Genomic DNA, 13635 nt, shown 5'->3' on the forward strand with positions numbered 1-13635 from the left:
CTTTTTATTGCAAATACGGTAGTGGGTCGACGCTATCAAAGCCGTTGCGCACCTCGAAATGTACGTAGGCGTCATCGCCGCTGCGCAGTTTTGCAATGCCTTGGCCGCGACGCACTGTATCGCCTTTTTGCACCGCAACATCTGTCACGTTTGCATAGACGGTCAGCAGGTTGTCGGGGTGGCGCACAACAATGATTGGCACGCCATCAGCGCTTTGGGTGATGGCGGCGACAGTGCCTGCATCTGCGGATTTCACCGAGGTTCCGGGTGCCGCTTTGATGTTGATACCTTCGTTTTTGCCTTTGGAATATTCGCGGATAATGTCGCCTTTGATCGGAAAGCCCATCTTGGCCGCTTTGACGGGGGCGGTGGTTTTGCCGACATTGACGGTTGGCGCAGGCGTGGCTGCAGGTGTGGTCGCGGTATCGTTTGCGGGCAACGGTTTGACCGCACTGGGCGGTGTCGGTGTTGGCGAGCCGACACCGGGTGCAGGTGTCGCCGATGCTGTTGCCACCTCGCGTTGGGGGGGGGGCTGACGTTCAACCGGGATCAGCAAAAACTGTCCTTCGCGGACCGCAAAATCAGCGCCCAGCCCGTTCCATTCTGCCAGTGATTTGGCGGACACTTGGTACAAGCGCGCGACGGTAAATGCGGTTTCGCCGCGTTCGACTTTGTGGCGGATCGGCTCTGCACCCGATTGCGCAGCACTCGATGGTGCCGTGGTGGTTTGCGCAGAGGGCAGGGCCGCTGTTTGCACCGATGTGTCGGGGGAATTGTTGATGGCGTTGCCAGCCAATGTGGTCACATCCAACGGTTGGATCGGGCCAGTCGTTGCTGCACCTGTTGCGGGCGATGGTTCTGCCACGCGGCGGGGAAGGGCGATGATTTCGCCTTTGCGCAACGGCACGTCAGCTGCGACACCGTTAAATTTAGCAAGCTCGGCTGCGTTTAGGTTCAAACGTGTTGCCACATCATTCAGCGTATCGCCGCGATTGGCGACGGCCACCTGATAATTAGGATAAGAGATCACGCCGCGATCATCCGCACGTGGTCGGTTTGCAGTTGCTTTGGTCGCGGCATCAGCCGTGGAAAACCCACCGCCCAATCCGCGCAAATCAAAGTCCAGCGGTTGGCCGTCACAAGCGGCCAAGGCCCCCAACGCGACAGTGGCCAAAATCATACGGCGGCAAGCACCGCGCGGAGCGCGCATGTGTGTGATCATCTGCTATGTCCTCTTGTGGCCCCATGTTTTCCGGAGCTTTTGTCGCACAATACCCATAATGTTAAGGTTTTGCTAGGTCTTCTTGGTCATCCAGCCCAAGGTCGGCTCCGTGGCCCCCATAGGTTTGTATTCAGCGCCCAGCGGGGCCTCATAACCTAGGTCTGCGATGGCCTTGAACAGATAGGGATAGTTGATTTCGCCCTGATCAGGTGCACCGCGTCCAGGCACGGCTGCAAACTGGATGTGACCGATGGATGGCAATAGGTCTTTGATTTTGTCGCATAAATTCCCCTCCATCCGTTGCACGTGATAGCAATCGAACATCAACTTGATATTGGGCAGGCCCACATCGGCGATCACTTGCATCGCTTGCTCTGTGGTGGTCAGGAAATAGCCCGGCGCGTCAAAGTGGTTCAGGGGTTCGATCAGGATCGTGATGCCCAACAGTGCGGCTTGGGTGCAGGCGTAGGTCAGGTTGTCTACAAAGGTGGCATGTGCCTGCGGCCCCGCTGCGAACCCTGCCATGACGTGAATGTTTGGGGTGTTGATTGCACGGGCATAGGCGATGGATTGATCAATTGCAGCGCGCGCTTCTGCCTCGCGACCGGGGATCGCACTTAGCCCGTTGTCACCACCCGCAACATCGCCGCGCGCCGTGTTCAAGCCCAGCATTTGCAGGCCGGTTTCGCGCAGGGCCGCAGAAACGTCTTGGGGCGCTGTGTCGTAGGGCCAATGGCACTCAACCGCATCAAAACCGCAGGATTTTGCAGCACGGATCGCATCGGGCAAGGACAGTTCTGTCCACAAAAACCCCAAGTTTGCAGAAAATTTCATATCATTTCGCCTTTGGCAGCTGCAGCCCTGACTTTTCGGCATAAACTTTTACGACCGCTGCGTCATCTTCAAAACCGAGCCCCATGTCGGCGGCGGCCTTGAATTGGGCCAAGGCGGCTGTGGTGATTGGCGCGTCAAAGTTAACGGTTTCGGCAATATCCAACACAATTCCCAAGTCCTTTGGCCAGATATTGACCGAGGAATGCGCGGTGTAGTCGCCCGCTGCGACGTGCGGCGCGCGGTTTTCCAACATCCAGGATGTGCCAGCGCATTTTGAGATAACTTCGATGAATTTATCTGCTGTCACCCCTTGGGTCAGCCCAAAAGTCAGCGCCTCGGCCATCGTTGCGATGTGCACGCCTGCGAGCAGTTGATTGACCGATTTCATCGCCGATCCAGCGCCGACTTCGGGGCCTAAATCGAACAGGGTTTCTGACACTGACGACAGTAAAGGGCGGGCTGCGTCAAACGCGTCTGGCGATCCTGCGGCCATTATCGACAATTGCCCGTTCATCGATTTTTTGGCCCCGCCTGAAATCGGCGCATCCAAATAATGCACACCAAGTGCCATACAACGTGCGCCCATGTCGCGCGCAAAAGCCGGGGGCACCGTGGCGCAAGACACCACAACAGCGCCCTTTTTCAACGCCGGCACGATGCCTTTTGCACCAAACAGCACGTCTTCGGTTTGGGCGGCGTTCAAAACCACCACGACGACAACGTCCAGAATGTCTGCGACTTTGATCGGAGGCTCGTTTTCGCCGCCGTCACCTTGGAATTTGGTCATCTGCGCAGGGTCAGGATCACTGCCCCAAACCCGATGTGCACCGCGCAAGGCCGAGCATGCTATGCCCAAGCCCATAGAGCCAAGGCCAATTACGGCCACGTTCTGTTTGGTCATTCTAGTCTCCCCACTGCGAAACATGCAGCACTCGTTCGTACATTTCAGCGTCTAACGCGCCTTATCTGGGATCGGGTTTACCTTACGGGAGCTTCACGTCAACCTCTTTGAAGCGGGACGTAAAAAATGCAAATCAAATGCACACCTTATCCGTCTTTGCCCAGCCCTTCGAGCAGGGGAACAAAGCGGACGTCACGCAGTTCGGAATACTCCAAACCGCTTTCGGTTTTGTGGACCTTGATCAGGCTTTGGACCGCGTCCGATTGCCCCACAGGCACGACCATGATGCCGCCCATTTTAAGCTGGGCCAGCAGCGGGCCTGGGGGGTCTTCGGCGGCGGCTGTCACGATGATGCGGTCAAACGGCGCTTGGTCGGGCAGGCCAAACGATCCGTCGCCAGTGATCGCGGTGATGTTGGTCAGATCGAGGTGGTCAAAGATGTCGCGCGCCTCGCGCACCAAGCGGCGATGACGGTCAATCGTGTAGACGCGGCGCGCCAGTTTTGACAGGATTGCGGCCTGATACCCTGATCCGGTTCCAACCTCTAACACCTTGTCACGACTGGTAATATTCAGTGCCTGACTCATCAATCCGACAACAGACGGCTGGCTAATGGTCTGCCCACAAGCAATCGGCAACGGCATGTCCTCGTAGGCGCGATCGGCAAACAGGCCGCGCACAAACGGGCCGCGATCAATCGCCTCCATCGCACCGAGCACCCGCTTGTCCGTCACCCCCTTGGAGCGCAGGGCATAGAGGAATTGCATTTTGCGCTCAGCGTCGGTTTCGGGCGTGTCGCTCATGTGTTGATCGACCCCAGATCGCCCATTACATCGTGGGCGGTCAGATCGGCGCGCATGGGCGTGACCGAAATGTAGCCATCAAGGTTCACAGCTGCGTCCGATCCTGCCGCGCATTTCGCCCGTTGATCGCCGCCTTTGATCCACAGGAATTTACGCCCGGATGGGGCAAAATGCGGTTCGGTGGAAAAGCCGGTGTTTTCGCGCCGTCCTTGGGGGGCCAATTTGATGCCTTTGACGTCCGCACCCGGTACCGGCGGAAAGTTGACGTTGTAAAACAGGCTGTAGTCCGCAGATTCGGTTGGGTTGGCGGCCAGAATGCGGCGAACAACATCTGCGCCGTGCTGGGCTGCGGCCTCAAACGGGTTGTCCATTGTGTTGTTGGCAGGGCCGAAATATTGCGACAGGGCAATGGCGGGCAGACCTTGTAATGCGGCCTCCATCGCGGCCCCAATCGTGCCGGAATAGAGCGTGTTTTCAGCCGAATTATTGCCGCGGTTCACGCCGGACAACACCAGATCGGGTTTGTTGTCGACCATGACCTCGTGCAGGCCAGCAAGGACGCAATCGGCAGGTGCCCCTTCGGCGGCGTATCGGCGGGGGCCGAGTTCGGAAATCATCATCGGATGGGTGTAGCTGATGCAGTGGCCAACGCCGGATTGCTCGAACGCGGGCGCGACGGTCCAGACTTCGCCGGTTGGGCCTGCGATTTCAGTCGCAATGGCGTGCATGATTTTCAGGCCCGGAGCGGCGATGCCGTCGTCGTTGGTGATGAGAATGCGCATAGATGGCCCCTTTGCCCTGTTTTGTAGGCAAGGGCGGCTTGGGCGGCAAGTGCGCGTGCCGCTGTTGAAGGGATTTTTTAGACCACAGGTGCGCGCCGTTGCGCGTAAGACTCAGATTTGAGCAAGCAGGGCCGCGGCCTGATCGGCGGGCGCGGCAAGTCCATCTTTGCTTTCGCCGGGATAAAACCGTGCGCGCGTGGCGGTTGGCATCGGGTCAGGCGTCAAAATGTGCACCTTTGGTCCGGTGGTTGTGGTTTCAGCCTGCCAACTGCGGGCCAGCGCGATTTGCGCGGCTTTGCTGGCACCGTAGCTGCCAAAGAATTGCGTGCCAGCGCGCGGATCGTCAAAGAACACTGCTTGGCCGGATTGCCCCAACAGCGGGGCGACAAAGGTGATCAAACGCGCCGTTGCCGTCACATTCCCGTCCATTGATTTGGCGAAATCCTTGTCGTCAATGTGGGACGCTGGCGTCAGTGGGGCTGCGTGAATGGCCGTGTGCAGCCACATGTCCAGATTGCCCCAGCGATCGAATATGCCACGGCACAGGGTCGCCATTGCCGCCTCGTTGGTGATGTTCATCGGCGCAAGGGTTGCTTGGCCGCCGCGGGCTTGGATGCGGTCATCCAGTTCCTCAAGCGCGCCTGTGGTTTTGGCCACGGCAATGATGTGGTGGGTGTCGCAGAGCGCGATCGCCAAAGCGGCCCCAAGGCCACGGGATGCGCCGGTGATGAGGGCGGTTTTTGTCACGTCTTTTTTCATGCCTGCTAGATGATGGGATACGCGCGCAAGGTCAAGCTTTGGTGCGGTGATAGGTCAGCGTCAGATGGGCGCAGTGGTGGATCGCTTGTTCGGGCAGGGGCGCGCTAAGCCCAAGATAAAGCGCGCGGTTGCCCTGATAACGAAAACTGGCCGGATAGAGCGTACGTATCTGTTCAGAAAGGGTAGAATTGCAGTTCACAAACAGGCCAATCTCGTCCGGATGTTTGTCGCTCCAGGCCACACGCAGGGTCGATCCGATGCCGGATTTCTGCGGCATCCACGACGGCTGCCCCCATTTTAACGTCTCGCTGAGTGCGCCGATTTCCGCCGTTTTCGCCGCGTCCTGCACGATGGCGCGGATCGCGTGAAACTGGTTTTGGGCCGGTTTGGGCCAGACTTGGATCGCCGAGGCGAGGGGATTTGAAAGCTGTGTCATGAGGCAAACCTATAGCACAGTCCTGACAGCTATTGTCAGCAAGGTGTGAACCGCAGCGACAAGCACGACAATCCGCCGTCCAGTTTGGCCGCTTCCGAATTGCCGATTTGGGTGATTTCGTATCCGGCTTTGTCCAGTTTTTCCGCCGTGCAGGGAAAGCCTGCTGGCATCAGAACCGATCCGTTGAACCGGATGGCATTGGCGCAGGCCTCTTCGCCCGGGCTGGTGTGGATCACGTTGTAGCCGTCAAAGCAGCCGGATGCGTCGAGCAGTTCGGTCGACAAAACAGTGACTGCGTCCAGCAGCGAACAGTCGGTTTTAAAATGCAGCACGCCGGGGGGCGTTTGCACGGTGCGCACCTTGTGACCCCATTTTGCGGTGATGTCCGTTAGGTTCGCGACACCTGTGGCGTCCGTGCGCGCCGATAGGCCGACAAGGATTTCGCGTTCCGTGACCAAGATATCGCCGCCCTCGATGTAGCCAGAGGTGATGGTTTCAACGTTGGAATAAAGCGCGTCGAGGTGTGGTTTCATTTCCAGCGCTTCGCCCAATCGCGTCGGCGCACCAGGGCGCATGATGATCGCCCCTTGGGGCAGGCACAGGGCTGTGTCCTCGACAAAACAAGCGTCGGGGTAGGGTTCCAATGCGTCCAGAACGCTGACCGTTGCCCCCGTTGCGCGCAATGCGGCGACGTAGGCTGCATGGTGGTCGAGGAACGTTGCAAGGTCCGGCGCACCGATGTCCGTGTCGCGCAATCCATCGGTGACGCTGTTGCCGGGGCGACGGGTGATGGCGTGGGTAAAGGTGTGGGATACGGGGGGCATGTTTGAGGACTCGTGGATGATTGCGTTTTTGGGAGTATGCATGCATGTGAGCACGCTTGTCATTAAGCCAGAAAGCGTAATTTGCTTATCGTTCCAAGTGAGGTCGTATGTCGCGTCCTGCCGCTGCATAGATATCCAGCAGAGTATCAAACGTAATGCCGTTGACTTGGTCGTGGCCTAACGGGTGAGTGTCGTCATGAACCTTGATGAGCGGACGGACCCCGCCATCTTGAAAAACAACGTTACAGGCAAGGGGAGCCTCTGTGTCGTAGTACGGCAAACTGTTAGACATCCACCCAAAGAAGCCGCCTAGTGAGGTGTTATTATCAGTGTGAATGATCGCAGCGTAGGCATCAAAATTTTCCGGTTTTAAACTGCACCAGACTCCAAACCCAAAGGGAATGTCGCTGCCCTTAACTGGCAAATCTAAAACTCCTCGCACGAACCTATGTTCACCTACTGCGCACAGATTTGCGTTGAGCCAATCATCACCGAAAGAAAGAGAATCTTTTCCGCTTTCAGTTCGATTTGCGTGAATCCAATGGTCAGGGTGGTCGTAACCTAGTTCAAAGATGCCGTTGAAGGTTTCCGCGCAACACGCACAAGCCGTTGAGTTGTCGTTAAATGCGCGCCAACGCGGGTCTTGTTCCAGCGTATAAGGTGCTGGGTTACCAATGAGTTTTTGAAGCCAGCGAATTACTCCGCCGCCTTCATCTCAAACCCGTCGTCAATCTGGTCGCTGGGTGTTACCGGATATTCGCCCGAGAAACACGCATCGCAGTATTGTGGGCACTTTTTGTCGCGGCCTTTGGCCTCGCCCACGGCGCGGTACAGCCCGTCGAGCGAGATGAACTTGAGGCTGTCGACGCCGAGGTGATCGCGCATTTCTTCTTCGGACATAGTCGCGGCCAGCAGTTTGTCGCGCTGTGGGGTGTCGACGCCGTAAAAACACGGCCATTGCGTCGGCGGGGAGGCGATGCGGAAATGTACTTCGGCAGCACCTGCATCCAGGATCATCTCTTTGATCTTGCGCGATGTGGTGCCACGGACCACGGAATCGTCGACCAGAATGATCCGTTTGCCTTTGACCAGCGCGCGGTTCACGTTCAGTTTCAGGCGCACACCCATGTTGCGGATTTGCTCGGTTGGTTCGATGAACGTGCGGCCCATGTATTGGTTGCGGATGATGCCCATGGCGTAGGGGATACCGGATTGCAGCGAAAACCCGATGGCGGCTGGCGTGCCTGAATCGGGCACTGGACAGACCAGATCGGCGTCTACTGGCGCTTCTTTAGCCAGTTCACGTCCAATATTTTCACGGGTTTCATAGACGGATCGGCCGCCTAGAATGCTGTCAGGCCGTGAGAAATAGACATGTTCAAAGATACAGAAACGCGGGGCGACACGGCGGAACGGAAAGTGGCTTTGGACCCCGTGTTTTTCGCTGATCACGACCATTTCGCCGGGCTCGATCTCGCGAACGAATTCGGCACCGATGATATCAAGCGCGCAGGTTTCCGACGATAACGCCCAACCGTCAGCAACTTTGCCCAAAACCAGCGGGCGCACGCCCAACGGATCACGCACACCGATCAGTTTGGTGCGGGTCATGGCGACGATGGAAAATGCACCTTCAACGCGGCGCAGCGCGTCCTCCATCCGCTCGGGGATGTTGCGTTGCAAGGACCGCGCCATCAGGTGGATGATGCATTCGCTGTCAGACGAGCTTTGGAAAATCGAACCGCGTTCGATCAATTCACGACGCAGCGCATTGGCGTTGGTGATGTTGCCGTTGTGCGCAATCGCAGCGCCGCCCATGGCAAATTCACCAAAGAACGGTTGCACGTCGCGGATCGCGGTCTGACCTTTTGACCCAGATGTCGAATAGCGCACGTGGCCGATGGCAAGTGGCCCGGGCAGCGTTTCCATCACCTTTTGTGAGGTGAAATTGTCACGCACGTACCCAAAGCGGCGGGCAGACTGGAAACCGTGTTCGGCATCATGGCTGACGATGCCGCCTGCCTCTTGTCCACGGTGCTGAAGGGCGTGCAGGCCAAGGGCGACAAAATTTGCCGCATCCTTTGTCCCGATGACGCCAAACACGCCACATTCTTCTTTGAGTTTATCATCATCGAAAGGATGGGCGGGGGGCATAATATTGGACAAGTCTGCAGCTCCGAATCCGGCGGTTGTCAGGACACCCTTCGTTTACGCAACTCAAAGGGCATTGTCACCAAGTGATCAAAGATAAACAGCGAGGTTAGCAATGTTGTAAGACATCTTGGGTAAGCGTTCATGATAATCAGCAGATCAAGAGGTCATTCATGCGCGCCCAATTCACCGCCAGTTCCGTCGAAAGCAACGAGTATAAAAACACGGCGGTGGCGGAAATGGTCGAACGCACCTTTGCGATAATTGAATTTGACCCCCAAGGCACGATTTTGCAGGCCAATCAGAATTTCTTGGACGTGCTCAGTTATGAGATGAACGAAATTGTTGGTCAAAACCACAGTATTTTTATTGAGCAAAACCACCTTCAATCACCTGAATACCAGCAGTTCTGGCAGGATTTGCGCAGCGGCAAGCATTTCACCGGGCAAGTGCTGCGTGTTGCCAAAACCGGCGCTCGGGTTTGGATTCAAGCCACCTATGCCCCGGTTTTTGACGAACATGGCGGCGTGGTTAAGATTATCAAACTGGCGACAGATATTTCAGCGCGCCGATTTGCTGTTGAACAAATCTCTGAGGGTCTTGAGGCGTTGGCGGCCGGTGATCTGGCGCACCGTGTGTTTATGGATCCAAAGAACGAACTGTTTGATCTGGCCGAAGGGTTTAATGCGTCAATGGAACGGTTGGCGGGTGTGTTCAAGGTTGTTGGCGAGGTGGCGGGCGGCTTGGATCAGGCAGCACGCGAAATGGAACAACGCTCCGGTACGACAGCAGAAAGTTCACTGCGCAATGCCGCAACGTTCGAGGAAACCTCGGCGGAGGTGGACATGATGACCGAGTCCATCAAGAATTCAGCACAATCTGCCCAAGATGCGACAGCGGGTACGCTTGAGAATGCGCGCCTCGCTGATGTCGGGGCTGCTTCTATGGCACAGGCCCTAGAGGCGACTACAGCAATGCGAAAAGCCACAGATGAAATGTCGGGTATCAACGAAGTGATCGATTCAATTGCATTTCAAACCAACCTGTTGGCCCTGAATGCCGGGATCGAGGCCGCGCGCGCTGGTCAGTCTGGCGCTGGCTTTGCGGTTGTTGCGACAGAAATCCGTAATCTGGCAGGGCGTTCGCAAGATGCTTCTAGCCAAATTCAATCATTGATTGCACGCTCCATTGAGCAGGCCAAAACCACGGAAACCCACGTGCACGAAAGCGAAGGCAATCTAAAACAAGTGCAAGGCAAGTCGCGGGTAATGGCGGATAACATGGGGTTGATTTCAAACGAGACAAAAGAGCAATTTTCCCGGGTCGCTATCATCAATCAAACGATCCGCGAATTGGCAATTTCGAGCGAACGTGATGCCCAGCTGGCCTCGGAGAACGAAGATTCTGCAGGTGTGCTATCGACGTTCAGCGCACAGTTGAACCGTGAGCTGAGCCAGTTTTCAACGCGCTAGACGAACAGCTTATTCGCTGGGCGCGGCGGTGCAGCTGCTGACCAAGCTTTCGTATTGGCGCGTGATCCAACCCAGCGCCTGTTCAGGGTCTTGTTCCTGAATGGTGTTGGTAAAGCGTCCGAATACAGCGGCAGAACGGCTTTCATCGACCATTGTAAATTCCTGACCTGTGATCACCGTATCATAAACAAAGAACGCAATGACAACCAGCAACACGCCGCGCACGACCCCGAACAAAAATCCTAAACCCTGATCAAGCCCGCCAAATATCGACCGGCGCACAAGTGACGAAAATAATGGCGTGAAAAACGACACAACAATCAGCGCGATAACAAGAACAATGGCAAAGGCACCGATAACGCCCAATTCGCAACTGTCAGCAATGATATCGCCGACTACTGGAATTTCGCGTACCATCGGGGCAACTCGTGGGGCAAAAATATAGGCGAGAATGGCAGCGGCCACCCAGCCGACAATTGCCATGACTTCGCGCATCAAACCGCGCCCGTAGGCCAACAACGCAGACAAGACTATCACGATGGCCACAACGCCGTCGATAATTGTGAAACCGTCCATACTCTTTTCCGCCTTCTTAATCTTTGTTTTGTACGACCACCAACGGGGTTACCCCGCGCCGAACATTTCACCCACAAATGCTGTCAAGTCGCCCATCTGATTGAGCTTCATGCCAGATGCTTCGACTTGTTTTCCACCAAGCGGAGCAATGGCCGAGGTAAAACCAAGTTTTTGCGCTTCTTTCAACCTGTTTTCGGTCTGAGGGGCAGGCCGCAGGGCTCCAGACAGGCTTATTTCGCCAAAAACAACTGCGCCTTCAGGCAATGCAGTATCTTCGCGTGCGCTAAGTAGGGCCGCGGCCACAGCCAAATCGGCGGCAGGTTCGGAAATTTTCATACCACCGGCTACGTTCAAATAGACGTCCAAGCCGGTGAACGGAATACCACAGCGGGCCTCAAGAACGGCAAGAATCATCGCAAGGCGTCCGCCGTCCCATCCAACAACAGTGCGTCGTGGTTGCGAATGTGGGCTGGGCGCAACTAATGCTTGCAGTTCGACCAGCACAGGTCGGGTGCCTTCGACGCCGGCAAAAACGACAGATCCAGGGCTGGGCGTGCCGCGTTCGCTCAGGAACAGGGCGGATGGATTTGTGACTTGCTCCAACCCGCCACCGGTCATTTCGAAAACGCCAATTTCATCTGACGGGCCAAAGCGGTTTTTGACTGCGCGTAAAATCCGGAATTGGTGACCACGTTCGCCTTCGAAATACAGCACGGTGTCGACCATATGTTCGACAACACGCGGCCCGGCGATTTGCCCGTCTTTGGTCACGTGACCAACCAGCACCACAGACATGCCGTGGCGTTTTGCAAATGTCGTCAGTTCATGCGCAGCACTGCGCACTTGGCTGACGGAACCCGGCGCGCTGTCGACAATGTCCGACCACATAGTCTGGATCGAATCGATGATTGCCAACTGCGGTTTTTCGGCTTCAAGCGTGGTGAGAATATCGCGCAAATTGGTTTCAGCGGCCAATTTCACCGGCGCGTCTGTTAACCCAAGGCGCTGTGCGCGCATCCGGACTTGCGCGCTGGCTTCTTCGCCGGACACGTAAATCGTTTTTAGGCCGCGTCGGGCAAATTCTGCGGCAGCTTGCAACAAAAGTGTCGATTTTCCGATGCCGGGATCGCCGCCAACCAAGATTGCCGAGGCTGGAACGAGGCCGCCGCCCAAGACGCGGTCCAATTCGTCTAACCCTGATTTTGTGCGTGGCGGCGGGGCCTCTTTTGTGGCCAAGTCAGTTAGTTCAATTGACGATCCGCGTTTTGAGCCGAGCGATTTTTTTGCAGGCCCCGATGTCGAAAGCCCGGTGTCTTGGGTGATTGTGTTCCATTCTCCGCAGCTGTCGCATCGCCCCGACCATTTTGTGGAGGAGGCGGCGCAGGCCGAACACGTGAATGTGGTGGTTGATTTTGCCATGACGACGCTTGTGCCTCAGGACGCGGGCAGCGTCAAAACCTAATCGTGGTTTATTCCGCAGCTTTGGGCGGCAATTCGATCACGGTGTTGTCGGCGCGCACTATCGTTTCGATGCCCAAGTCGGGTAGCACATCTTTTAGTTCATCACGCAGACGTTCCATTTGTGCGGCCGCCACAGATTCCTCGAGCTCGATTTCGTGGTGCCAGTGTCTTAGTTCCGAGCTGACAATCTTTGCTTGATCCAAACGGGTGTTGAATTGTTCCAGCTCGAATTGGCGTTGCTCCAGGAAATTGCGGGCGCGCGCGACACGATCGTCCGAGTAAACCTCGGCCAGTTCCTTCGAAATATGCGACATTTGCGCGGCAATTTCGAGCACTGCAGGTTCCAATGCGGACAAATCCGGATGATCGCGCAAATACGCGAGCCGTTCGCGCACCGCGTCAAATTCTGAACTGATGCGAAAAGTTTGACCGCGATCGGCGGCGTGAACGGCAGCGTAAGCGCGCGCGACGTCGTTCATTCCGACAGAAAACTGGCGGTGCGAATTTTCCAGCGCAATAATGCGTTGATTGGAGGGTAAGAAAAAGCACAGCCCGACGGCCAGAGCGGTGAGGCAAATTTGCGCGTACATGCCAGCCTGTGGCACGGTAACCCCATTCCATCGCAGGCTAAATTCGATCCACGGCAAGGCACCAAATGCTGCCATAACAGTCGCGACAAGCGCGCAAAGTGCGGCAATCGCAAACACCACCAGCGCCAAACGCTGCATAAAAAACTGGATCAAATAGCCAAGTGCCTTGAGGTGGGCCATGATTCGTCTTCCCCCCAGAAGATTTTAATATGTCGGCGAATATACGCCCATCGGGGACCTCGGCGAAGGGGAAAATGGTTAATTTGACGTCTGTGGTGCGTCAAACCATCAAGTTTTAACTGCAAATCGAAAGGATTGTTTCGCAGGTGTCACTAGTCCTGCAGCGCAGCTTTGGATTGTTTTAAGTCGCGCTCGGATAGAAAACTAAACAGCAATGACGCGAGAATGCAGAAGGTGAACAGGTACAGACCCCACGCGACTTCGATGCGACCAATACCGATGCCCTTGGTCAGAGTGATGTAAAGGGCGATCAGGAAAATGTCGGCCATGGCCAGTTTCCCAAGGATATGCAGAACCGGCAGCGTGCGCGGACTAAGCAAACCCCAATGCAATAGTGCGAGCCCAATGGTTTTCAGATAGGGTGCAAACAGGGCAAAGATGGTGACAAGCAACGCCAGAAAAACATCTGATCCCCACAGCGATTGCAGCCCGCTGATCACGCTGATTTCGCTGAGCCCAAACATTGGCAAAAGGCCGGCGCGCATGAGTGGCGCGAACCATGCAATCGGGTAGAGGACGAGAAGTGTCAGGTGGGCGTAACGCAACATGCGGGTCTCCGGCGGAAAAACTTGGACTAAAATAAT

General features: G+C 56.2%; 15 protein-coding genes. 1 reads left to right on the forward strand and 14 read right to left on the reverse strand.

Translation table 11 applies throughout. The features are described 5' to 3' along the window. Positions 1-4: 4 nt before the first annotated feature. The 10 genes from ACFIO0_RS05735 to purF all read right to left on the reverse strand — a co-directional run bounded on the left by ACFIO0_RS05735 (position 5) and on the right by purF (position 8715). Positions 5-1222: a peptidoglycan DD-metalloendopeptidase family protein gene (locus ACFIO0_RS05735; RefSeq protein ID WP_390914395.1), complete on the reverse strand. Its 1218-nt coding sequence runs from the start codon at positions 1220-1222 to the stop codon at positions 5-7. 72 nt (positions 1223-1294) lie between these two features. Next, positions 1295-2056, reverse strand: coding sequence for a TIM barrel protein (locus ACFIO0_RS05740; protein ID WP_390914396.1), 762 nt, complete (start codon positions 2054-2056; stop codon positions 1295-1297). Position 2057: 1 nt separating this feature from the next. Next, positions 2058-2957: an L-threonate dehydrogenase gene (gene ltnD / locus ACFIO0_RS05745; RefSeq protein ID WP_390914397.1), complete on the reverse strand. Its 900-nt coding sequence runs from the start codon at positions 2955-2957 to the stop codon at positions 2058-2060. Between the two features lie 146 nt (positions 2958-3103). After that, entirely contained in the window at positions 3104-3760 is a 657-nt protein-coding gene (locus ACFIO0_RS05750; RefSeq protein WP_390914398.1) for a protein-L-isoaspartate(D-aspartate) O-methyltransferase, read from the reverse strand. Continuing rightward, positions 3757-4542, reverse strand: coding sequence for a 5'/3'-nucleotidase SurE (surE, locus tag ACFIO0_RS05755; RefSeq protein ID WP_390914399.1), 786 nt, complete (start codon positions 4540-4542; stop codon positions 3757-3759). The genes ACFIO0_RS05750 and surE overlap by 4 nt, the downstream gene beginning before the upstream one ends. 111 nt (positions 4543-4653) lie before the next feature. Then, positions 4654-5289 (reverse strand): SDR family NAD(P)-dependent oxidoreductase, encoded by a 636-nt coding sequence (locus tag ACFIO0_RS05760; RefSeq protein ID WP_390915286.1) that lies wholly within the window; start codon positions 5287-5289, stop codon positions 4654-4656. A gap of 43 nt (positions 5290-5332) precedes the next feature. Beyond that, positions 5333-5737, reverse strand: coding sequence for a hypothetical protein (locus tag ACFIO0_RS05765; protein WP_390914400.1), 405 nt, complete (start codon positions 5735-5737; stop codon positions 5333-5335). A gap of 35 nt (positions 5738-5772) precedes the next feature. Continuing rightward, the gene (locus tag ACFIO0_RS05770; RefSeq protein WP_390914401.1) at positions 5773-6561 is read right to left on the reverse strand and encodes an arginine deiminase family protein; all 789 of its coding nucleotides are present in this window, start codon (positions 6559-6561) and stop codon (positions 5773-5775) included. A gap of 85 nt (positions 6562-6646) precedes the next feature. Next, the gene (locus ACFIO0_RS05775) at positions 6647-7258 is read right to left on the reverse strand and encodes a DUF2199 domain-containing protein (protein WP_390915287.1); all 612 of its coding nucleotides are present in this window, start codon (positions 7256-7258) and stop codon (positions 6647-6649) included. Further along, a complete protein-coding gene (gene purF, locus ACFIO0_RS05780; RefSeq protein ID WP_390915288.1) occupies positions 7258-8715 on the reverse strand; it encodes an amidophosphoribosyltransferase in 1458 nt (485 codons plus the stop codon). Before purF ends, ACFIO0_RS05775 begins: the two co-directional genes overlap by 1 nt. A 170-nt stretch (positions 8716-8885) precedes the next feature. Here purF and ACFIO0_RS05785 point away from each other — a divergent pair, with 170 nt between their 5' ends. After that, complete coding sequence (locus tag ACFIO0_RS05785; RefSeq protein WP_390914402.1) at positions 8886-10184, forward strand: methyl-accepting chemotaxis protein; 1299 nt, start codon at positions 8886-8888, stop codon at positions 10182-10184. A gap of 9 nt (positions 10185-10193) precedes the next feature. On the opposite strand, the gene ACFIO0_RS05790 is transcribed toward ACFIO0_RS05785, so the two are convergent. From ACFIO0_RS05790 to ACFIO0_RS05805, 4 genes are all read right to left on the reverse strand, one after another. After that, entirely contained in the window at positions 10194-10760 is a 567-nt protein-coding gene (locus ACFIO0_RS05790) for a CvpA family protein (RefSeq protein WP_390914403.1), read from the reverse strand. Positions 10761-10808: 48 nt separating this feature from the next. Then, on the reverse strand, positions 10809-12179 hold the full coding sequence (gene radA / locus ACFIO0_RS05795; protein WP_390914404.1) for a DNA repair protein RadA: 1371 nt from the start codon (positions 12177-12179) through the stop codon (positions 10809-10811). 50 nt (positions 12180-12229) lie between these two features. Further along, positions 12230-12991: a DNA repair protein gene (locus tag ACFIO0_RS05800; protein WP_390914405.1), complete on the reverse strand. Its 762-nt coding sequence runs from the start codon at positions 12989-12991 to the stop codon at positions 12230-12232. Positions 12992-13143: 152 nt separating this feature from the next. Beyond that, positions 13144-13599, reverse strand: a complete 456-nt coding sequence (locus ACFIO0_RS05805; protein WP_390914406.1) for a paraquat-inducible protein A — start codon at positions 13597-13599, stop codon at positions 13144-13146. Positions 13600-13635 lie beyond the last annotated feature (36 nt).

It is taken from the genome of Pseudosulfitobacter sp. SM2401, assembly GCF_042932805.1.
GTDB lineage: Bacteria > Pseudomonadota > Alphaproteobacteria > Rhodobacterales > Rhodobacteraceae > Ascidiaceihabitans.

Coding starts and splice junctions, on each gene's coding strand:
- ACFIO0_RS05735 (WP_390914395.1), bottom strand. CDS start 1,222: ATGATCACACACATGCGCGCTCCGCGCGGTGCTTGCCGCCGTATGATT.
- ACFIO0_RS05740 (WP_390914396.1), bottom strand. CDS start 2,056: ATGAAATTTTCTGCAAACTTGGGGTTTTTGTGGACAGAACTGTCCTTG.
- ltnD (WP_390914397.1), bottom strand. CDS start 2,957: ATGACCAAACAGAACGTGGCCGTAATTGGCCTTGGCTCTATGGGCTTG.
- ACFIO0_RS05750 (WP_390914398.1), bottom strand. CDS start 3,760: ATGAGCGACACGCCCGAAACCGACGCTGAGCGCAAAATGCAATTCCTC.
- surE (WP_390914399.1), bottom strand. CDS start 4,542: ATGCGCATTCTCATCACCAACGACGACGGCATCGCCGCTCCGGGCCTG.
- ACFIO0_RS05765 (WP_390914400.1), bottom strand. CDS start 5,737: ATGACACAGCTTTCAAATCCCCTCGCCTCGGCGATCCAAGTCTGGCCC.
- ACFIO0_RS05770 (WP_390914401.1), bottom strand. CDS start 6,561: ATGCCCCCCGTATCCCACACCTTTACCCACGCCATCACCCGTCGCCCC.
- purF (WP_390915288.1), bottom strand. CDS start 8,715: ATGCCCCCCGCCCATCCTTTCGATGATGATAAACTCAAAGAAGAATGT.
- ACFIO0_RS05785 (WP_390914402.1), top strand. CDS start 8,886: ATGCGCGCCCAATTCACCGCCAGTTCCGTCGAAAGCAACGAGTATAAA.
- ACFIO0_RS05790 (WP_390914403.1), bottom strand. CDS start 10,760: ATGGACGGTTTCACAATTATCGACGGCGTTGTGGCCATCGTGATAGTC.
- radA (WP_390914404.1), bottom strand. CDS start 12,179: ATGGCAAAATCAACCACCACATTCACGTGTTCGGCCTGCGCCGCCTCC.
- ACFIO0_RS05800 (WP_390914405.1), bottom strand. CDS start 12,991: ATGGCCCACCTCAAGGCACTTGGCTATTTGATCCAGTTTTTTATGCAG.
- ACFIO0_RS05805 (WP_390914406.1), bottom strand. CDS start 13,599: ATGTTGCGTTACGCCCACCTGACACTTCTCGTCCTCTACCCGATTGCA.